Genomic DNA, 20,229 nt, shown 5'->3' on the forward strand with positions numbered 1-20,229 from the left:
CACATTTCCTCATGCAACCGACAGACTCGTTATCAAGAATGCCGTTTCGGATGGAGATCATCTTCGCGTCTAGATGAGTAGCGTTAGCTACACTGTAAGAAAGCGACTTCTTGTCGCACCATAATGTAGTTTATCGGTACCTATTAAATAAACGAATTAAGGTATGTTTCTTTATCACATATTAAAGCTTCAAGGTTTAGAGACTTAATTGTATCCTCAATATTTGTATCTTTAGCTAAAAGCAATGTTATAAACGAATCATAGATCCCCATAAATGCAAAATCTATATTTTCATCTGTGATAATTGACTCGTTAGGAGATAAGTTAGCTATTTCTAAAGGTGACATATCATTGACTTTAAATGAACCGTTTGTGTCGTGAATAGGTTCAGAAAAATATAAAGTATTTGCCCCTTTTGAACAGAGGATCTCTACTAAACTATTTAGTATAAACAACGATGTACGATCTTCTTCGGGGTAATAAAAATCTGGATTAGACTTAACATAAGGAGCTAATTTTTTATATTCATCACTAGGCACACCAGTAAGGTGTTGCAACGCTCTGAATAGTTCCTTGTAGGATTTTAAATTACATTTGGCCATTACTTTTTTCCATGATATTGGTTCTCCAAGTTTAAGCATTTCCTCATCACTAGGATATATATGCTGATAAGGATTTTCTCTCTTTGATTTATCCCAACCAGAGGGCATTTGAATAAAAGGGTGGAATAGAATAGCAGCAGAATTAAAGTCATTAGGTAATTGGGACAAAATAGGTAAATCTCTATCGATCCATATATAATCCAACAAAACGAGACATCTCCTTTGAATATACTTAGTTACGTACATTTTATATACAGAGAACAGTAATTTCTAGTCAACATAATCACCGTTATCGGAAATAATACACTTTAATAAACCGATATCCTTAAATATGAAGGATAATTCTAATAAAATATTTTTAGACAGATCTCATTAAAATTTCATTTATTTTCAATCTTGATTAAGTGGGTCTCTTCTTAATTAAATTGCGTCCAAGTTATCTTTACATACACTTAACCTTTTCCTTAATTAAACTTAATACATAAAATCTAAGATTAAGTTAGATTAATAGTTCAATATTAAATTTAAAAGAATGAGGTTGAGAAAATGAAAAAACGTTTAATCGGCACTGCTGTTTTATCTGTTGCAACGATTGCTGTATTAACATTCAGTACAACTACTCAATCAGATGCAAAGGCTGCTACTTCTTTAAACAATGGAAAAGCTAAAAATGTGATTCTCTTTGTTGGGGATGGTATGGGAACGGATCACCGCGATGCAATTCGTCTTGCTACGGTAGGAACAAATGGCAAGCTAGCTATGGATGACATGCCGGTGGAAGGAAGAGTTCATACTTCTTCTGGAAGTTCATTTGTAACCGATTCTGCTGCTGCAGCTACGGCCATAGCCTCGGGTGTAAAAAGCTATAATGGGGCGGTTGGCGTTAATATGAAAGGGAAACCAGTTCAAACTGTTCTAGAGAAAGCAAAACTGTCTGGAAAAGCAACAGGCCTTGTTACCACAAGCCAGGTGACAGATGCTACCCCTGCTGCCTTTGGTGCTCATGTTTCCAATCGAAGTGCTCAAAGTGATATTGCTAAACAATACCTTGAAAATAGTAAAGTAGATGTTATCTTAGGCGGTGGAGAGGATTATTGGTATCCAGCTGGAAGTCCAGGCTCTTACCCTGATGCTCCACCTGAAGATAAAGAAGAAGGTAGTAAAGGAACGAAGGGGAATTTAGTCAATAAGGCTCAGAAATTAGGTTATACGCATGTTGATAATGCTAATGAATTGAAATATGCAAAAGGCCAAAAAGTTCTAGGTCTATTTGCGAATGAAGAAATGTTCCAACAAGCTCCTGAGGGTGAAGGGGATGTCTACAACCCGACTGTATCTTTACGAGACATGACGAAAAAAGCTATTGATACGTTGTCTCAAAACAAAAAAGGATTCTTCCTTGTAGTAGAAGAAGAGGGAATTGATGAAATGGCTCACAATAATAATGCTTCCCTTACAATCAAAGCTGGACAACAATTAGATGATACAGTTAAAATGGCCAAAAAATATGCAAAAACCCATCCCGATACATTAGTTCTTGTTACGGCTGATCACTCAACTGGTGGTCTTTCACTTGAAACAACAGATAAAAATGACGAGTCTGGTGATGGAGTTTCTAAAGAAGATGGTCCTTTCAACATTGCTAATTCTAAAGAACAATTCATGGTAGATTGGACTACTGAAGGTCATACAGCTTCGGATGTCCCACTTAATGCAATGGGCGCAAAATCTGAACTCTTTAACGGTGTTTATGAAAATACGTATATCCACGATGCCCTTGTTGAAGCAATGAAACTTAAATGATTATATATGCATAGTCAGAATGGAAACTACTATTGAAAAAGGTTGGGAGCTATTTCCCAATCTTTTTTTACTTATAACATTTGCATAGATAGTACAATCTCACTTAGTGTAGAAAATGATAAATAGCAACCCTATAAAAAGACTAGCTTACAAAAGAGTTGGTCTTTTTATAAGCCTTCTACACTAACTTTGACAGTCATAATATCATGGCAAACAACATACTTAATGATAACGTGAAAATAGCTGTTGTCATCGAGATAATTACGATATTAGCTTAGTTCAAAAAAGAAGGGTTAAGGAAGGGGATGAAAAAATGAATTCAAACAAAAAAGCAGCAAAAATGGTGGGGGTATTGTTTATACTGGCAGCTGTCACGGCAATAATAGGTCTCATTTTATACGACCCCATCTTAAATGATCCTAACTATCTTACTAAAGGTTCTGAACATACCAATCAAGTGATAGTGGGAGCACTTATGGAGTTAATCCTTGTAGCATCAGCAATTGGTACTTCGACCATAATGTTTCCATTCTTAAGAAAGTACAACGAAACTATAGCTCTTTGGCATGTTTGCTTCAGATTTCTTGAAGCAGTAATTATTACCGTGGGTGTAATCAGCGTACTGTCCTTATTGACTTTAAGTCAAGAATTTATAGCAACAGGAACTCAGGATACTGCCTCTTTTCAAGCTTCAGGAACTGTATTAAAAGCAATACACGATTGGACATTTTTACTTGGACCAAATATCATGCTAGGTATAAATACGATGATGTACAGTTATATATTTTATAGATCTAAACTTGTGCCTAGATTTATACCAATCTTAGGTATGATTGGGGCAACTCTTGTTTTTATAGCAGGACTGTTAGAAATGTTTGATGTGTTTTCTCAACTTTCTGTTTGGGGTGCTATATTGTCCCTACCAGTAGCAGCTAATGAAATCATTTTAGCAGTATGGCTCATTGTTAAAGGATTTAATGAATCTGCACTTACTTCCTTGTCTGAAAAAAAGAAAGCCACGAGATAGTAGCAAACACATAATTAGCTCTATAAAGAACTATACGTAAACTAACGGTAGTTTGATCAATATTTACGGCTATAAATTTAAGGATTATTGTATGAAAGGTAACTAAATCAAAAAGGAGCATCCTCATGAATTAAAACATGAGGATGCTGGTTTTTAGATTGTATAAAGCATTCATTTCTAGTTAACATAAAACGTATTTTCGGAATCACTTTTTATTATTTCTTCCCACCCAAATCTTAACTTCTTGATTTTATGCCGCGCTGCGCATTGCTCTCCGGCGGTCATGCAATACCATCAGGATGACCATTATCATCATAACTCCTAAGACGCTACCTAACTCTGTGGTCAGTACATGTGCAAGTGGGTACTCCGGTGCAGGTTGTGTATCAGGGCGAGTGGCGGACAAACGATTGAAGAGGTTATATGAGAACAGCATTCCCGACGCGATCCATGCTGTAGCCATAGGTGGAAAAAAACTCTTTGACCCGCGGCGGGTGGTTAGTACCAATAAACCCCAAGACCCTGCAAAGGACCACACACCGGTACTTAATGACAATAGGTGCCACCATAAATCTCGGTTATCTAACATAGCTGGGGTGATGCCAATAGTTCCACCAGCAGCCCAGAATACCTTAATGAATCCAAGCAGGATACAGCCAGCCGCAACAAGTCTAGCCAAGGAGATATACAGTTTCTGACTATTGCCTGGAAGTAAATCGATAGCGATTGGACCAACAAATGCCTCTGGCCAACGCGTCTTGGCATATCCAGCTAAAGCAAGGGGTAGGCAGATGCCGGCTCCAACCAGTGAAATTATTACAAAAATCTGCTCATATACCCAAACGTTGGCGACTCCTGTCTTCTGATCACGTATCATAGCAGCAGGACCAAGAACTGGTGCCAACAACAACATAGGAATAAGTAAACCAGTACCTACCCAAACGGGAAAGGTAACTAACCAGGCAGGTAGCCTCTCTCCCCAAGGCATGCTGAACGCGAATGCTAACAGGATACCAACTGCGGCGAGCACCATTGTTATGACGTTTGCAGTGCGCCAACTTATATCACCCATTTGTTGGGTCGGCATGAAGAGTCCGAAAGTCCAAGCGATTTTGATTAACAGATAAGGCGTTACTGCTATAGCAGCACCATAACCCCAAGTTCTACGCTTCTCTATTAATTGAGAAATTATCTTTTTTATTGTCATAAGCTCATCTCGGCAGCTAAGTCAGTAAGGTGGAAAATCCCTATCGATACAATGTATAGAAGGATTCCAACTAAACTATCATCTTTATTCCTATTTATAACCATAAATAAACACCCCTTAAGGTTTATAAATTAAACTGTTCTAGTTCATCAAAAGGATAATAATCCTACACATAACTTTCACCACCAATACCTTATCAAACTGTTCTCCTCTCTAAAATACTAATATTCCAATTAAAAATCTCTTATTCTAAAAAATTGACAAAATGAAAAAAGGTCGCCTCTATTGAGAACCTTATCAAGTCAATCTGTGGACAACAAACCTGCTCAGTTGAACGAGATTTTAAGTAATTTCAAACAGGAATGCTAGTTAACATAATGTCTCTTTCCGGAACACACGACAAAAACAACCCCTTGTGGCAGAAGGGGTTGCGCTAAGAGTGTGTTTCTGTTTTATGCAGCTTTTTATACATCCTTGATAGACCAACGTTTTTTCAGTAAGCGATTAGTGAAAGAATGAATAAAAAGTGCACCTTTTATTCATATGCTTGTACGGTAAAATATAGTCTATATGGAGACTGAACCCCAAAAAGAATTGATATTTAACATAAGTTTCATTAAAAGAAATACTTACTCATGCCATTTTTAAATATAGGTAGGGTCTTAGTCACTAGCTCTTCTGGTGAAATAGGTCTTCCATCTTTATTCCATGAGTATGTAGCTCCGTATATACTCCAACTCAGTATAGTAGATAGGGTCGTTACCAATTGTTTGTCCTCTAATACAATGGTATTTTTAGTGCCTTTTAGCACAAGATCAGCTATTAGCTTTTGTAACTCTTCTTTAATTTTACTTTCTATAATAGTTCCTAAAGAATTGTAACCTTTAGGACATAAGTCACTTAACTCTTTATGGTGATCACACATGGCTAGAAAAATATTTGTAATGACTTCTTCATTGAATCCCTCGTGACCATTTAGTCCTTTTTTCAATTTGTCTGTAAAAGTATTGGTGATGGTGGAATGTAATAAATCAAATTTATCGTCAAAGTGCGCATAAAATGTAGCGCGGTTAATAGTAGCCTTTTCAGTGATATCACGTACCGTTATATTGTTGAAATCTTTTTCACTAGCTAACGAGATAAAAGAGTCTACAATCAATTGTCTTGTACGAAGTATTCTCGGATCTTTTTTTGGCATAATCAATTTTTTCTTCTCCTTTTTAGGCTACACAATGGTGTTTAAAAACGACAATTCAATAGAAGTGTTGTGTAAACAACATATTAGCCATTTTGGTGGTTGTTAATAGTTCTTTTTCATCTTATCATCAACTATACAACGCGCGTTGCTTAAATAACACATGTTTTTGTGGAAGGGTTTTTGATCAAGTAAATTGTTGTGACCATTCAGAATCATACCCAAAAGATTGAAAATACGATTGGTTCTTAATAAATAAAGTAGTACCTATTGTAACAAATGAACTCTCTTAGAAAAAAGAATTAGCTAAGAAGTTATGGAGGGAATTATATTATGAAAAATATTGTAATTGTTGGGGCAGGACCAGGATTAGGAATGTCTATTGCGAAGAAGTTCGGAAAAAACGGATTTCGTGTAGCGCTTATAGCCCGTAATGAAGAAAAGTTGAACCAACTGGTTATTGAACTAGAACAATTAGGCATTGAAGCAGCATCATTTCAAGCTGATATATTAAATAAAGATCAAATTAGTTTAGCTTTCACAACGATCAAAGAGAAATACGGATTTATTGATGTGGTTGAATACAGTCCAACTCCAAGTATCGATACAGTAACAAACGCATTAGATGTAACAGAAGAAAATGCGCTATACCAATTTCAATTCAACGTTTTAGGTGCGATATCGAGTATTCGAGAAGTGCTTCCGGATATGTTGGATAAACAAAGTGGAGCTCTGTTATTTACGACAGGTGGAGCCGCAGTCAATCCAGTACCAATGATGGGCAATGTCGGAATTGCAGTTTCCGGTCTTCGTAATTATATCTTCAATTTGAATAGTGAATTAAAGGACAAAGGTATTTATGCAGGGCACATTTCGATCGGAATCTGGATGCAGCCGAATTCGGGAGTTCAAGACAAAATTGCCGACATTTGGTATGACATGTACACCAAAAGAGATCGAGTCGAAGAATTTATTACGGAAGATAAAGTATGAATCGGGTAGATTAAAAATTAATCATCTCGGGTATAAATCCGGCATCAATCACCAAAAAGGTAACCGTTTTTGATGTGAGAAACGGATACGCTGATCGAAGCACAGAAATGGGTGGATTAACCCCAACTCTACATGTAGAGTTGGGGTTAATGCGTTTTTATGTGTCCGTACATGTATTTTATTTTATTTACTATGATAATTACTTTAACGTCTTGTAATAGAATTGAATATATCGTTCGCAAAAGTATACGTTTACGGAATGTGTGTTTGTATAAAAAATTATCATTCTCGACGTTCGTTTAAAATTGAAAACAATTTATGAACGTTCTTTAAAATGCATGTAGTTTTACAAACGACTTTAGCAAAGTAATAGATTGAAAAGTCTACTTCCTATAATCAAATTTATGGTAACTGAACTCAAAAAAAAAGGCCTGTATCTAAGTAGATACAGGCCTTTTTTTAACCCATATAGTTTAAAAATGGCAATTCGTATTCTTATCAGCTTATGTATAAAAGCTATCATGTCAGATATAACGCATATGTAACTAGGTTTGTATGTCTATGGATAGTTGGTATAAAATTCTTTTTTTCCATAATAGGTATCTATACATTTCCTTTTACAATTTACACTATTAACCCTTATTATGGAATTAAACTCAAAATAAGGTGGGAGATGCTTGTATGAGAGCTAAGATTGAGAAAGCGAACCATGTAGTGATGTTTGAAACAGCTGGTGAGTTTTATGCACACGAAGTGACTCAAGGTCCTAAAGTGGGTTTCTTTGCTTGCCCCTCTTGTGGAGTGAAAGTTTATCATAAACAAGATCATTTCTTTTCACGTGAACATGAGCGTACGTGTACTTATGTACAAGAGCAATCTAAGAAAAAGTTCTAAACCTGTATCTTAAAACCTAGTTTGTAAAAATAAAATTGGTTAATTTGTACATTTATAGTATAATATGAAAGTTGTGCTTATGAACATATAAAAGGAGAGTCAGCATGAAGGGACTAAGTACGTTAAGAAAGATAGATGCAGTGGGACGTATAGTAATTCCCATTGAGCTAAGAAAGCTATTGGATATAGGTAAAGATGATGAGGTAGAGATTTTATTGGAAGATGATCATATAGAGATAAAAAAATACAGAGAATCTAATGAATGTCTGATTACAGGTGAGATAACATCTCAAAACCATAGATATGCAAATAATTTAGTTCTAAGTCCATTAGGTGCAAAAATTCTATATAACGAAATAAAGGACAAACAAAAAACCTTTGAATCTTAAATTCAAAGGTTTTTTAGGTCGAACTATTTTTTATGCTGTACACTTTCTAACCAGTTTTGGATAGAAGATCCCAAGCTAGTTGCTCCTACTTTTAATTCATCCATAATATAAGAAATTAAATTGTGTAAACTGTACTCTTCTTTATAAGGATTGTTTTTATTGATGAATTTTAACACCTCTTTTAACTCCTGCATTCTTCCTGGATCCAATTCTTCTTCTAAATGGCGAGTCATGTATTCATCAACAAAATCAGAATTCCTTATGCTCGCTTCAATTAAAAAGGACGCAGCTAATGCAGGAGAGCAATCTAAAGCATAAGCTAAGCGTTTCAGGATATCATACGTTTCTCCATGCCCATCTTTTAAGCGTGTAGAGACACGCTCTTTCTCAATATTTTTGTATAGGTGTCTAATTGGCTCATTGGACATATCCCCCATATACACAGTGCTGCCAAAGCTAAATCCTCTTCTAAAATAATTTGATAGGTAGTCCATTACTTTTGAAGAAGCAAGGCCTGATATACAAATTGACTCAACTACACTTTTCACGGGTGTATTTGTAATGTAAGACAATCGATAAACACATTCTTTAAGATCAACTGGAAGTGATGGTTTTACATCTCTTTTTTTGTCACTTCGAATTTTTCTTTTCTTCTCTTCTACTCTCACATAATCACTCCTAAAATCTAAAATTACCCCTAGGACAATGACTTTTTGTACATACCTAAAACATGTATATGGCAGGGGAGGGAGGAGCATGTATATTTTTTTGTGATAGTGGAAAAAACTTATAATAGTAGAACATGAGAGGAGTCTTTTGTATGAAAATGACGAAAGAAGAAGCACAAGAAATCGCAAAAAAAATAAAAGAAAACTCTAATAAGTACGGATTGCCTGTGAAAAAAAAGAAAAATGCTAGTACAAACTAAAAGGGAATATATAAGAAAAGGTCTTCAATTTAACAAAAAATATAAGTCTTATATTTTCCTCCTATAGTACGCTGCGTAATAAAGATAAAATAAATATAAGCGAACTTACTTACAATAAACTTCAAATTAGATGAGTTGATAATGAAGAAGTTAAAAAAGAGACTGCCTAATAAAATTAATTTATTAGGCAGTCTCTTTTTTAACTATGATTATTGGTGACGTAGTTTATCAATTTCTTCTGGTGCAAGGTTTGTAAATTCAGCGATTGTTTGGTTATCTAAACCCTTTTGGATCATACTTAAAGCCACCTTTATGATACCTTTTTTTTCGCCTATCTCTTCACCAATTTGTTTTCCTTTTTCTTCTCCAAGTTTTTCAGCTCTTCGTAAAGCTGACTTTTCATCTAATAATGCTTTTCTTCGTGCTTCATATGCTAATAGCACTTCCGGATCTTGGCTAACACGTTCCCACTCGTCCATTGCTTTCTTTAATACTTGATCTTCTTGCATCGCAATCTCCTCCAATACCTGAGTGATTTCCTCATCTTCGGATGCTTCAAGTAATAATAACCATCGCACAAGTTGATCTTCTCGTGGATCTACCTCTCTGTTACGCCATTTTATTAATAACTTAGGTAGCTCCATAAAATGAATTTCCAGCATATCCGTTAAGAGTAATTTCTGCTCTCGTTCATATAACTGAAAGGTAGAGTGGTAATCATGAATATGAGATAAATAACGGAAGTTCACAATATTAATGGTGATGGTTTTACAGAGCTCTCCGTAGTCCATGCCTTCTTTCATTTGACTACTGTACATTTTAGACCAGTAGTAGAGTGTTCGTTTTTCCATGTCATGTTTATTGTTAAGTTGAATTTCAATATTAACACGGCTTCCATCCTCTAACTGTGCGTGTACATCTAAAATTGAGCGTTTATCTTCTTGGTTTTCTTTATTGAAATGCGGATCTAATAACTGCACCGTCTGAATTTTTTTATCATCTGGAAAACGGAGTGCTGCGTTCAAAAAAGCAGCTAAAATAGATTCATTTCCATGTGTGCCAAATAGTGATTTAAATGCAAAGTCGACACGCAAATCTAATCGTTTTGTCATAATACCCTCCATCATTTCCATGTTTGTTATTAGTATACCATGACTATACCGATTCCTTCTATCTAACACTTTAGGAGCAAATTGATTATCAATACGGTATTTGTTACATCAATTATTTATGTTCTTGATACAAAGAAGTATGAAGGGGTACTTAAAACAAATAGAAGTACTGGGGCTGATTGCTATTACCAATAAATAAACTCCTTATTTACATCGTTCTTTTAGTCTGAGCACGTTCTCTGTAAATATGAAAATGGAAATGCCTTAAAAATCAATAAACCACCGAAAGCAAAAAAGCCACTAGGATACCTAGTGGCTTAGTGTTTTAAAAATCACTATATTCTTCGAGATCATCGTCGTCTAAAGAGCCAGATACTTGCTCTAAATCTGCGATCTTACCTTCTTTTAAGGTTTGACTTTCTGAAGGTTTGTCTTCTAACTCCTCTTGCTTACCTACAAAACCATTAGCTTTAGCTAATTGCTTTAATTCCTGGAGTTCTGAATTGATATGCTCGAGAAGCTCTTCTGTTCTATGTGCTGATTCTACTTGGTTGATAGATGCACTATGAAGATCACGAACAATTAAAGATGAAATGTAGTCCCCTAATTTTCGAGACTTTGCATATTTTGCGAGTATGTCATAGACTTCATCACTTAACTGATTGGTTTTAATCGTAAAGGCGTTCTGACGCTCTGTCATGGTTATCACCTACGCTGTTAGGATTTAACGGCTTTCTTCTCTGCTTGTTTCTTTTGAAGATATCCAATGCTTCGAATTTCTAAGCCGAATAAATTCAAGTGACGACTATCTTCTGGCACTTTATGATATTTCTCTGTGCGTTCTTCACCGATTTTTTCATTCATGCTATTCATAATGGCTACTTCTAGTGTAGGAGCGACACCGCCACTATATACATATTTACGAATTTTATTGGCTGGTGGTGGCGCTACATCATTTAACTTCGCTAATAAAATCTCTACATAGTCTTTTAGAGAAGATGTAATTTGAGCTGTTAAATCAATAGATTCACCAGTATTTTCATTCTTTAACTCAAATTTTTGTTTGCTGTAGTTATCTAAAATAAACTGATCAAAAGCACGCAAATCGGTAAACAACTCTGGGAATTTCTCTTTTCGTAACTTATCAATGTGCGCTAAGTATGGAATACCTTCAATACTTTGGAATGATTCGCGACTATTTGCAGCTTTTAATCCTTCTGGTAAAATAACAACATCAATGGATCCTCCACCAATATCGACCATCACGGTTTCACATTCCACATATTCATTGGCATCTTCACGGTTTTGAAGCGTTAGGTCTTTCTTTAGTGCAAAGCGTGCAATCTCGCCTTCTTTTAAGCATGCACTTTCTTCTACAGATACTTTTATGTCTTTTTCGAACCCTGGTGTATGAATGTGGAAAGCATGGTCACCTAGGAAGCGAGTAGCCATGGCTTTTTGCGCTTCGCCAAACGTACTTTCTTTTTTTAGTAACCAAATTGGTAACATCGTAGAGAAGTAGTTAATCTCGATGCTATTATCTTTTTGATCTTTCGCATGCAACGCATGGTAGTATGCAATAGCAGCTAGAAATGTCACATAAGGAATATGACTTGTAATTTTGTTATGTAAACGATTGATGTGGTTATTCGCAAGTTGTTGGCTTGCAGCGATTTCACCGACTAAGAAATAACGTTCTTTCTCTTCGTCACCGATTGTTGTAGATAGTAAGATACGCTTCTTAAATTCTTCTGGTGCTGTTACTGCATCTGTAAAAAATGAATCAGCAACATCTTTTTGTAGTTCTACAACGTTGGTTGGGAAATCAAATAGGTATCCATCAATGATATTCATATCAACGGAGTTTCCACAGTCTTTATTAAAACGTGAAATTTTCATGTTTATACACCTCATTTTTAAGTTGAACTTCTGTTGAACTCATTATACAAGAAGAAGGGCGAAAATTCAATCCTTTGGTTCAACTTATTTATCTTCAAAAACTTACATATATCAACAAATATTTTTATCTAGTTGAACTTATTAAGGGGTAAAAAAAGTATTATGAAAGTTCCGGTTAGAGAATGTGAAGGTCACAAGTAGATTATAATAAGAAAGAATGTGTGAGAAACATAACATTCTTCTCAATATAAAATAAATACATAGTTTCCATAAGTTTAAAAGGAAATAAAAGAACGTACAGAACCTATTCTTATAGCTGAAGAACGATTAGGTCTTCCTCAAACCAGCAGGGAAGCTTTTAATATGTTAGAGTCACAATCATTACAAGTGAGATTGCGTATAGAATGAAAGCTATGGTAGGGTTTCGAAACATTTCTGTTCACGATTATCAAGCGATCAATCAAGATATTCTGCGGTAAATATTAGATAAGCATTTAAATGATTTTACTACGTATACTAAGCAGATTATTGATTATTAATTGAGTGAGTTATTCTATTTAAAAAGGACAAATAAGTTAGGAGGTTTGTCCTTTTTGGTGTTTTGTAGATGTTTATCCGATTTTAACCTTTAAAAATTGAACATCTCTATGTTAAAAACAAGAAAAGTCCTCATAACTCGAGGACTTTTCTTGACTATGAAATAAGAAATGGAATTTTCATTCGCATCTACAAGACGTATTGTATCATGTATTAGGTATGAAAAATGAGCTATTCAAACCCCAAAAAAGGTATTTCAAGCTTTCAATTGGGTTTTACAGGGAAAAACATTGTTACAAACTAAAAATATAGTTATTGTTAAATAAAAACGTAACAACTTAGAGAAATAGGTGATTAGATAAGTGCAAACAAATAGATACAACAATACTTTAAGGAAGGCTTTACTTGTAGATATAGAGGCAGGAAGAGAACTTATGATTCAAATAGGTTTAGAAGAAGGATTCACCAGTAAAAATACCATTGTAATTAGCCAATTCGTTGATCAATTGCTAAACCAATTAGAAGAGGCCTCTACGGCTTATTAGTTCTTATTTTTTATGAAAAAAGTATAAGACACCTCGATATTGATCTTAGGAATACTAGCTTATACACAGAATTGGCTAGAGTAAGTAAAGTAATAGATAAAGAAAGCCTTATAAATAAGGCTTTCTTTATAACGATAATTTATATTATGTTAACCAAGGTTGTATATCATGTACATCTTAAAATAATTCAAAGTGAAAAATGAACGATGTTTTAAAACGATTTTCAGGTGTGAATATTACCTATAGACCTCCAAGATTCGTATAGGATTGGATAAATTTAGGTATATTAATTGAAGTGTTCAGTCCTGATACATATTACAAACTTCTTAAAAGGTGGATGATGTAACATGCTTGATTCCAAGACAATTGAGATCGTTCAATCAACAGTGCCAGTTTTGAAAGAACATAGTAAACAAATAGGGAAAAGATTTTATGAGTTATTATTTGAAAAGGCACCAGATTTGTATAATATGTTTAATCAAACGAATCAAAAAAGAGAGATTCAACAGGAAGCTTTAGGTTATGCGGTTTATGCTGCAGGAGAACATATAACCAATCTAGAAGCCATTAAACCTGTCATTGAAAGGATTTCACAAAAACATCGTGCAATCGGAGTAAAAGCAGAACAATATCCGGTTGTTGGTGAAACCTTACTTCAAGCAGTAAAGGATGTTTTGGGAGATGCAGCTTCAGACGATATTATTGAAGCGTGGGGGAAAGCGTACGGATACATTGCCAATGCTTTTATTGAGCTAGAAGAAGATCTCTACAAAGAGACAGAGAGCCAACCGGGAGGTTGGGAAGGATATCGAAGCTTTTATATCGATAAAAAGGTAGAAGAAAGCGATAATGTGACGTCTTTTTATTTAAAAGCGAAGGATAATAACGCCATTGCTTCTTATAAAGCCGGACAATACCTTACACTAGCAGCAGCCGTTCCCGGAGAGAAATATACGCATATTCGTCATTATAGTCTTTCTGAATCCCCAGGAAAGGATTATTATCGAATCAGTGTAAAACGGGAAGATGCCCATGATGGTGCTCCAGCAGGGATTGTCTCAAACTATTTACATAACCAAGTTGAAACAGGAGGTACGCTTAAGTTTTCAGCTCCAGCTGGAGATTTCGTGCTTGATGATAGCAAGCAACCTGTTGTCCTCATTAGTGGAGGAATAGGGATTACACCTTTGCTTAGTATGCTGAATACCATCGTAGAAAAACAGCCAACACGTCAGGCCACCTTTATTCATGCAGCCATCAATGGGAAAACACACGCTTTTAAAGAACATGTGGCTCAATTAGATAAGAATAACGAAAATGTTACCTCCTTCACCTGCTATAGTTCGCCTAGTGAAGAGGATCGACTGGTTGATAATTTTGATAAAGAAGGTTACGTTGATTTAGAATTATTGCAATCGATTATTCCTTCAAAAGAAGCCGGTTTTTACTTCTGTGGATCGATTCCTTTTATGGAAGCCATTCTGAAAGCCTTGCATAGATGGGATGTACCAAACGAACAGATTCATTATGAAGTATTTAGCCCTGTAGCCATTTTAGGAGAAAAGTAAATAAAGTGACCTCCAATCCATTTAATTATCTACAGGTCAAGCCCCTGAAACCTTTGTGAATTTCAGGGGCTTTTGATATTTTCAATACTCTTTCTTATATAGACTAGATATGTGTAGGTATACATGATTTATTTCTAAATAGGGGTAATGTTTTTAGTTCTTAATCGCTTTTGTAATTAAATGGACAGTTCTCATTGATAATGTAACTTAATCAATAATGATGATTTAAAATACTAAACAGGATGTTTCTATGAAGCTTCCTTCACTATAGAACAGATTTAAGTATGTCTATAAGCGTCTTTATAATCTTTTACATATAATATTATAAGGAAAATAATATTTTTGATATGTTTGAAAATTTGTTAAGCTAATCGAGTAGTTTTCTGATTTATGAAGATAGAAGGGTCTCAAATCAAAAAACTTTTCATCTTAACTTATATTTTTGATGCTAATTATATCCATAGTATTGTTCTATTCATTTTCAATAGATTTCTTATCTGAGAGTTTTAATTTTTATAATTTCCCTTTACTTTTTAGGGTTGCAATTAATATATGGGATATTCATTGTCATGATTTTTATATAGGAGGAATTTAAATGGATAAAGAGATGGTTAAATTTATAAGAAAAAGTTACAACATGAATCAACGTAATTTCGCTCAAGTAGTTAACTGTAGTTTTTCATTAATTGCTTTAGTGGAGGTTGGTAAAAGAAGAATAACGGAAAACCTATACAATAAAATTACAGATGCCTTTAATTTAGATGAAAAGCAATTGAAAGAAATTCATTCTCATTTAATAGAAAGTAATCAAAACAAATATTAAGGAAAATGAATTTACAAATATAGGATAAGTTAATTTAATTTACAAAAGGAGCGAGTAATAGTGGATGTAAAAGAAAGCGAAAAAACTATTCGATTAAAAGTAATGCTTCAAGAAGCTTTAGAACCGATGACGGAAAAATTAGAAAAGCTAAATGAAGAAGTTGAAACAATTCGGAAAAACCAACAGAAATTACAGAAGATGTTAGAAGAAATAATAATAAAATAATAGGAAAAAATCTTTCCTTAGTGGCCTAATAATACGGCTAAATACTCTAGTCTAGTTACGGAAAACTTGTGATTTTTATTCCTATTTTAGCCTTCAATAAAATAGGAATAAAAGAGTTAGCAATAAATTGTCATTTAATGGGTGGGTTTTCATCAGGTAGAGAACATAACAACATATTATGATATACTTTTTTTAGTATAGATACTCATTTTCTTGTAAAGAGGTGTCTTTCTAATGGATTATCATTTAATTGGTTTATCATTTGTATTTTTTATTTCATTCTATTTTATTGGAATAAAAAAGCATATTAGAGGGCTATCAAGATGGAAACAATTTCGGGTCAAAGACCAGGAAAGGTTTGCTCAGTTAGTAGGAACATACTTATTAGTGGTAGGTATCTCCTTGTTAATAAGTGGCTTTGTAAATTACCCTTATGAAAACGCTACCGTTTATATATTTACATTAGGTTATGGCGATTTACTTACCGTGTATATAAGTAACCATATTATTGAATAATCATTTTTAGAAAGAGCTCCCTAGAAGCTCTTTTTTGGTTAGAAAAAATGTTTGCTTTAAAATTCACTTTTCTAGTTAGACTAGTACTTATTCAACTGTAAAGTGATTTAAAAAATATCTTGCAGCCTTGGTAAGACTATTTTTTTTAAGTGATACAATAGCCGGTTCAATGTAGAGCTGGAAATTTTCTATTTCAAGAACTTCGATATCATGTTTAAAACTCGCCTGAATTCCTGATTTTGGAACAATTGAGATACCTACTCCGGAAGCAACTAAAGAAAGTAACGTAGAAATATCTTTACACTCCATTACAATATTAGGAGAAAATTGATGTTTATGAAAATTACTCAACATATTTTCGTATACGGAGTATCCTTTCATATGACCTAGCATAAGGAAGGGATAATCTATAATATCTTTCAAGTTTACAGTGTTTTTTGAAAAACGCTCTTTCCAAATTAGAGGTACTACTAACACAAAGGGTTCTTCTGGTAAACATGTCACGTGGTAATTTTCTAATCTTTGGGGAAGAAGCATCAATGAAAATTCAATTTTTTGTTCAATTAGCAATTCTTCTAAATGAGAAGAGTCACCTTGCCAGACTTTAATAAATATATTTGGATAAACTTCCCTGAAAGCATTTAGATGTTTAATTAGGTAAGAAACGCAGGTATAAGCTATACCAATAGACAAAGTTCCCCTGAGTCCTTCTTCCATTTCTTGAATTTCCTGTTTAATAATCTTGCTTTCTTGCAACATCTGAACAGCATGACTATACAATACCTTTCCAGTTTCAGTTAACTCCCATTGCTGGGTATAACGTTTAATTAAAGTTGTTCCAAGTTCTTTTTCTAAACGCTGAAGTTGTTGACTAAGTGGGGGTTGTGCCATATGTAACACTTGGGCAGCCTTCGAAATCCCTCCTTCATCTACAATGGTTTTAAAATATTTTAGTTGTTTAATATCCATGTCAATCACCCAATCATATGCAATATATATAACATTATAACAATAAATATATTTTTCATATAACATAAATATTGATAAGATACTTTTAGGATTCTTAATAACAGAACAAAGTATAGTAAAGGTCGGTAAATTGTATATGTAAAGCTACATCTATTCTTTAAAATTCCCATCATAGCAAATAATAGGCTTATTTTTCAGGTTACATAAAAAATATGGAAGTTTATAGGGTGAATAACTTTTATTCTTTTAATAACGAAGGTAAGATAACCTATCTTTAGTTCAGGAGTGGTTATCTAGTAACCTACTTAACCTTCGATATTACTACATGATGAAGTAGATCTATAACTGTTCAAGTAGAACATTAAATCCTACTTTATTTATAAGATAAATACGTTATGGGTAATTATACTAAGTTAGATGAGAGCCAAGAAAATGGTTAACGATATACTAGCAAAAGGAGAAGATAAATTATGTGGATTCGCTTTTTTATTATGGGTTTCTTTTCTTTAACAGCAATATCTCTCATAGGTTATCAAGTTATAGAGATTTTCCATGCATATGGTGATTTTTTTTATAAGAGTCCTAAATAAGGACAATTAAATTTAAAATACTTAACAATAAAAAGAATGATAATAAAAGGGAACGATATAAAGTATTAAAAAGAGAGAAACCTATTATATGAAGGAACATATTGACTCTTTGTGTTTTTATAAAGCTTTGAAAATAACCATTTCTTATAAAGAGGTGTTTTTATACATGAATTATCGTTTAATTTGTTTAGCATTTTTGTTCTTTTTTCTTTATTACCTTATTGGTGTAAAGAAATATATTAGATGGTTATCTGGATGGAAGCAATTTCATATTAAAGATAAGAAAAGATTCACGAAATTAATAAGCACTTATTTATTAGTGGTAGGGTTCACAGTTTTAATAAGTGGATTCATTGATTATCCGTTTGAAGCTACTATACTATATTGTTTTACATTAGGTTATGGTGATTTACTTATGGTTTATATAAGTAATCATATAATTGAGTAATAAATTGGATAGATGGCTTCCTGAAATGGAAACCTTCAAGCATGTAAGGAAGAATTAAAAGACTTGAAGAGCATATTATCGAATTATCAATTATCCTTAGTTTATGGAAACACCTCTGAAGAAGATGTAAAGGATATTCGTTTTGGTAAACAAGGATATATTGACGATGAAGCAGATTACTATATTTGTGGTCCAGTTTCATTCCTTCATTGTATTGTAACAAGTTTGAAAGAGTTAGGTGTTAATTCGGAACATATTCACTTTGAATTTTTGGATCTGCGGTAAATCTATAGGATGATTAATTAAGTATAGAAAACAATGCTTTTTTAATAAGGTAGGGATGATAATAGATACCTAGTTTCAAGCCTGATGAGACTGAAACTAGGCTTTTTAATAAATTTATTTAACTGATAATAGCCCTAGTCTGGCCTAACTATAGGATAGACTTACTTCTTATCCTAAAATAGCTACATACTTCGTAATGAATCTTTTCTTTTGGTACTTCCCATTTATTTAAAGTTTTATTCTTTGCTTCACTCGCTTTTGTACACTTTACAAGATAAATTCGAACCATTAAATAAACTCAATTTAATTTTTAGATCTAAAAAAGAAAATTTAGATATCTATTTAAATAATCAGAGTTTTTCTATAAAATAACTTTATTTGTTAGAAGTTTTGAAAAATTACTTGCCAAACTAGCTAGAAAGGATAATAGGATATTACAATGGAGAAAAAACTTGAAAAGAATTGGAGTCATCACTCAAGCATAGGATTAGCTGCATATCTAAAAAAAATGAAAGGGACGATTAGACAAGAAGCTAAAGTTGATTATATTGATTCTATTATTTCAGCTGTAGGTGCACTTATTGCTGTTATTACGGTTAGTTTTATGGCTATTCATCTAGGCTATCCTATGGCATTAGCTCCCCTTGGAGCGAGTTGTATCTTAGTATTTGGTGCTCATAAGGGTGCTCTTTCTCAACCAAGACATGTAGTCGGAGGGCATTTGCTTGCCACTACCTTTGCTATTATTATTTGGTGTTTATTAGGTAACAGTTTATTCACTCTTGGGCTCGTATTAGCTCTTGTATTAATTCTAATGGCCCTTACACAAACGATGCATCCTCCAGCAGCAGCTAGTGCACTCGTTGCTGTTAACAATCAAGTAGGTTGGGGGTTTCTTATTCCTGTTCTATTGGGTTCCCTACTGATAGTAGTTATCTCGATTATTTATAATAATTTATTTCAATCAAGGCAATATCCAAATCATTGGTTATAAAGGTGAATATGGTAAAACAAGAGTAGCATCTTAAAAAGGTGATTTAAAAAATGGAAGAGTTTATGGAAAGTTGTACCATATGTAGAAAAGAAATATACTGTATAAATGGCTCTTTAAATGGCCTTATTCACTCAGATAGGGCGTTACGATGCTTCTCTTGTGATAAAGAGGGGTTTCTGAAAAATGGATATTAATAAGGGTTTTGATTCAAAAATCCCAAGATAGTTGTAAGTAATCTGAAGTTTTTGAATCAGAACCAATCTTACTAATTTGATTATAAATAGTTAAACTATTTCAATTACAAATACTCTAACTATTACCTATTATGTATAAAAATATAAATAATTTTACCAAAAAGTCGGCTTACCAACCATAAACCAAAGCATAGTCATTAATAGAATGATGTAAATCCAAATAGATCGCTTTAGTTTAGTTGCCAGTTCTTTTTTATTATGCCCTTCCTCCTTGTACTTTCGAAGTGTTGGTGAAAACGCACGGGCCAGAAAGAACAATGAGCAAAAGAGGAAAAGCAGTGTCATTATAATCCACGGAGTAGTCCACGTCCATGGACCACACATAACAAGGAGTATCCCTGTTATAACAAGAACATGGCCTGTATGTTTTGCGAGCCTAACGACAGATTGAAATGTGCTCAAATAGGCATTCGTTTCTTCTTCCCT

General features: G+C 33.8%; 22 protein-coding genes. 13 read left to right on the plus strand and 9 right to left on the minus strand.

What is annotated here, in order from left to right; genetic code table 11:
• Positions 1-143: 143 nt before the first annotated feature.
• The gene (locus AC0KUU_RS29295; protein ID WP_322552701.1) at positions 144-809 is read right to left on the minus strand and encodes a DUF2711 family protein; all 666 of its coding nucleotides are present in this window, start codon (positions 807-809) and stop codon (positions 144-146) included.
• Between the two features lie 339 nt (positions 810-1,148).
• On the opposite strand from AC0KUU_RS29295, the gene AC0KUU_RS29300 reads away from it, so the two are divergent.
• Both AC0KUU_RS29300 and AC0KUU_RS29305 read left to right on the plus strand, forming a co-directional pair.
• Entirely contained in the window at positions 1,149-2,405 is a 1,257-nt protein-coding gene (locus AC0KUU_RS29300) for an alkaline phosphatase (protein ID WP_473454009.1), read from the plus strand.
• 313 nt (positions 2,406-2,718) lie between these two features.
• Positions 2,719-3,432: a DUF4386 domain-containing protein gene (locus tag AC0KUU_RS29305; protein ID WP_473454011.1), complete on the plus strand. Its 714-nt coding sequence runs from the start codon at positions 2,719-2,721 to the stop codon at positions 3,430-3,432.
• A 250-nt stretch (positions 3,433-3,682) separates the two neighbouring features.
• Here AC0KUU_RS29305 and AC0KUU_RS29310 read toward each other — a convergent pair whose 3' ends face one another.
• Complete coding sequence (locus AC0KUU_RS29310; protein WP_377571545.1) at positions 3,683-4,639, minus strand: hypothetical protein; 957 nt, start codon at positions 4,637-4,639, stop codon at positions 3,683-3,685.
• 616 nt (positions 4,640-5,255) lie between these two features.
• A complete protein-coding gene (locus tag AC0KUU_RS29315; RefSeq protein WP_098524887.1) occupies positions 5,256-5,837 on the minus strand; it encodes a TetR/AcrR family transcriptional regulator in 582 nt (193 codons plus the stop codon).
• A 330-nt stretch (positions 5,838-6,167) separates the two neighbouring features.
• On the opposite strand from AC0KUU_RS29315, the gene AC0KUU_RS29320 reads away from it, so the two are divergent.
• From AC0KUU_RS29320 to AC0KUU_RS29330, 3 genes are all read left to right on the plus strand, one after another.
• The gene (locus AC0KUU_RS29320; RefSeq protein WP_028408948.1) at positions 6,168-6,827 is read left to right on the plus strand and encodes an SDR family NAD(P)-dependent oxidoreductase; all 660 of its coding nucleotides are present in this window, start codon (positions 6,168-6,170) and stop codon (positions 6,825-6,827) included.
• A 681-nt stretch (positions 6,828-7,508) separates the two neighbouring features.
• On the plus strand, positions 7,509-7,721 hold the full coding sequence (locus AC0KUU_RS29325) for a hypothetical protein (RefSeq protein WP_043977732.1): 213 nt from the start codon (positions 7,509-7,511) through the stop codon (positions 7,719-7,721).
• Positions 7,722-7,825: 104 nt separating this feature from the next.
• Positions 7,826-8,110, plus strand: a complete 285-nt coding sequence (locus AC0KUU_RS29330) for an AbrB/MazE/SpoVT family DNA-binding domain-containing protein (RefSeq protein ID WP_098250231.1) — start codon at positions 7,826-7,828, stop codon at positions 8,108-8,110.
• Between the two features lie 23 nt (positions 8,111-8,133).
• On the opposite strand, the gene AC0KUU_RS29335 is transcribed toward AC0KUU_RS29330, so the two are convergent.
• The 4 genes from AC0KUU_RS29335 to AC0KUU_RS29350 form a co-directional block, all read right to left on the minus strand.
• Complete coding sequence (locus AC0KUU_RS29335) at positions 8,134-8,778, minus strand: hypothetical protein (protein ID WP_043977727.1); 645 nt, start codon at positions 8,776-8,778, stop codon at positions 8,134-8,136.
• 469 nt (positions 8,779-9,247) lie between these two features.
• Entirely contained in the window at positions 9,248-10,150 is a 903-nt protein-coding gene (locus AC0KUU_RS29340; RefSeq protein WP_043977725.1) for an Rpn family recombination-promoting nuclease/putative transposase, read from the minus strand.
• A 325-nt stretch (positions 10,151-10,475) separates the two neighbouring features.
• Positions 10,476-10,850 (minus strand): hypothetical protein, encoded by a 375-nt coding sequence (locus tag AC0KUU_RS29345; RefSeq protein ID WP_043977722.1) that lies wholly within the window; start codon positions 10,848-10,850, stop codon positions 10,476-10,478.
• A 17-nt stretch (positions 10,851-10,867) separates the two neighbouring features.
• Positions 10,868-12,049, minus strand: coding sequence for an Alp7A family actin-like protein (locus AC0KUU_RS29350; protein WP_322552742.1), 1,182 nt, complete (start codon positions 12,047-12,049; stop codon positions 10,868-10,870).
• Positions 12,050-12,462: 413 nt separating this feature from the next.
• Between AC0KUU_RS29350 and AC0KUU_RS29355 the strand changes: the two genes are divergently transcribed.
• The 6 genes from AC0KUU_RS29355 to AC0KUU_RS29380 all read left to right on the plus strand — a co-directional run bounded on the left by AC0KUU_RS29355 (position 12,463) and on the right by AC0KUU_RS29380 (position 16,263).
• Positions 12,463-12,528: a HepT-like ribonuclease domain-containing protein gene (locus AC0KUU_RS29355; protein ID WP_322552764.1), complete on the plus strand. Its 66-nt coding sequence runs from the start codon at positions 12,463-12,465 to the stop codon at positions 12,526-12,528.
• Between the two features lie 420 nt (positions 12,529-12,948).
• On the plus strand, positions 12,949-13,131 hold the full coding sequence (locus AC0KUU_RS29360; RefSeq protein ID WP_043977720.1) for an aspartyl-phosphate phosphatase Spo0E family protein: 183 nt from the start codon (positions 12,949-12,951) through the stop codon (positions 13,129-13,131).
• A 347-nt stretch (positions 13,132-13,478) separates the two neighbouring features.
• A complete protein-coding gene (hmpA, locus tag AC0KUU_RS29365) occupies positions 13,479-14,699 on the plus strand; it encodes an NO-inducible flavohemoprotein (protein WP_322552743.1) in 1,221 nt (406 codons plus the stop codon).
• Between the two features lie 595 nt (positions 14,700-15,294).
• Complete coding sequence (locus AC0KUU_RS29370; RefSeq protein ID WP_043977717.1) at positions 15,295-15,522, plus strand: helix-turn-helix domain-containing protein; 228 nt, start codon at positions 15,295-15,297, stop codon at positions 15,520-15,522.
• A gap of 60 nt (positions 15,523-15,582) precedes the next feature.
• Positions 15,583-15,747: a hypothetical protein gene (locus AC0KUU_RS29375; RefSeq protein WP_157842243.1), complete on the plus strand. Its 165-nt coding sequence runs from the start codon at positions 15,583-15,585 to the stop codon at positions 15,745-15,747.
• A gap of 234 nt (positions 15,748-15,981) precedes the next feature.
• Positions 15,982-16,263, plus strand: a complete 282-nt coding sequence (locus tag AC0KUU_RS29380) for an exonuclease (protein ID WP_322552744.1) — start codon at positions 15,982-15,984, stop codon at positions 16,261-16,263.
• Positions 16,264-16,350: 87 nt separating this feature from the next.
• On the opposite strand, the gene AC0KUU_RS29385 is transcribed toward AC0KUU_RS29380, so the two are convergent.
• Complete coding sequence (locus AC0KUU_RS29385; protein WP_043977714.1) at positions 16,351-17,232, minus strand: LysR family transcriptional regulator; 882 nt, start codon at positions 17,230-17,232, stop codon at positions 16,351-16,353.
• Between the two features lie 1,101 nt (positions 17,233-18,333).
• Here AC0KUU_RS29385 and AC0KUU_RS29390 point away from each other — a divergent pair.
• The gene (locus tag AC0KUU_RS29390; protein WP_043977705.1) at positions 18,334-18,555 is read left to right on the plus strand and encodes a hypothetical protein; all 222 of its coding nucleotides are present in this window, start codon (positions 18,334-18,336) and stop codon (positions 18,553-18,555) included.
• A gap of 439 nt (positions 18,556-18,994) precedes the next feature.
• A complete protein-coding gene (locus AC0KUU_RS29395) occupies positions 18,995-19,549 on the plus strand; it encodes an HPP family protein (protein WP_144636321.1) in 555 nt (184 codons plus the stop codon).
• A 347-nt stretch (positions 19,550-19,896) separates the two neighbouring features.
• Here AC0KUU_RS29395 and AC0KUU_RS29400 read toward each other — a convergent pair.
• A partial coding sequence (locus AC0KUU_RS29400) for a hypothetical protein (RefSeq protein ID WP_473454015.1) occupies positions 19,897-20,229 on the minus strand: 333 nt, incomplete at its 5' end.

The sequence above is a fragment of the Priestia sp. ST2 genome (genome assembly GCF_055810735.1).

Bases quoted from the DNA above. Each gene is read 5' to 3' on its own strand.
- AC0KUU_RS29340 (WP_043977725.1), bottom strand. From the start codon at position 10,150: ATGACAAAACGATTAGATTTGCGTGTCGACTTTGCATTTAAATCACTA.
- AC0KUU_RS29315 (WP_098524887.1), bottom strand. From the start codon at position 5,837: ATGCCAAAAAAAGATCCGAGAATACTTCGTACAAGACAATTGATTGTA.
- AC0KUU_RS29320 (WP_028408948.1), top strand. From the start codon at position 6,168: ATGAAAAATATTGTAATTGTTGGGGCAGGACCAGGATTAGGAATGTCT.
- AC0KUU_RS29395 (WP_144636321.1), top strand. From the start codon at position 18,995: ATGGAGAAAAAACTTGAAAAGAATTGGAGTCATCACTCAAGCATAGGA.
- AC0KUU_RS29350 (WP_322552742.1), bottom strand. From the start codon at position 12,049: ATGAAAATTTCACGTTTTAATAAAGACTGTGGAAACTCCGTTGATATG.
- AC0KUU_RS29300 (WP_473454009.1), top strand. From the start codon at position 1,149: ATGAAAAAACGTTTAATCGGCACTGCTGTTTTATCTGTTGCAACGATT.
- AC0KUU_RS29380 (WP_322552744.1), top strand. From the start codon at position 15,982: ATGGATTATCATTTAATTGGTTTATCATTTGTATTTTTTATTTCATTC.
- hmpA (WP_322552743.1), top strand. From the start codon at position 13,479: ATGCTTGATTCCAAGACAATTGAGATCGTTCAATCAACAGTGCCAGTT.
- AC0KUU_RS29385 (WP_043977714.1), bottom strand. From the start codon at position 17,232: ATGGATATTAAACAACTAAAATATTTTAAAACCATTGTAGATGAAGGA.
- AC0KUU_RS29330 (WP_098250231.1), top strand. From the start codon at position 7,826: ATGAAGGGACTAAGTACGTTAAGAAAGATAGATGCAGTGGGACGTATA.
- AC0KUU_RS29370 (WP_043977717.1), top strand. From the start codon at position 15,295: ATGGATAAAGAGATGGTTAAATTTATAAGAAAAAGTTACAACATGAAT.
- AC0KUU_RS29305 (WP_473454011.1), top strand. From the start codon at position 2,719: ATGAATTCAAACAAAAAAGCAGCAAAAATGGTGGGGGTATTGTTTATA.
- AC0KUU_RS29310 (WP_377571545.1), bottom strand. From the start codon at position 4,639: ATGACAATAAAAAAGATAATTTCTCAATTAATAGAGAAGCGTAGAACT.
- AC0KUU_RS29345 (WP_043977722.1), bottom strand. From the start codon at position 10,850: ATGACAGAGCGTCAGAACGCCTTTACGATTAAAACCAATCAGTTAAGT.
- AC0KUU_RS29325 (WP_043977732.1), top strand. From the start codon at position 7,509: ATGAGAGCTAAGATTGAGAAAGCGAACCATGTAGTGATGTTTGAAACA.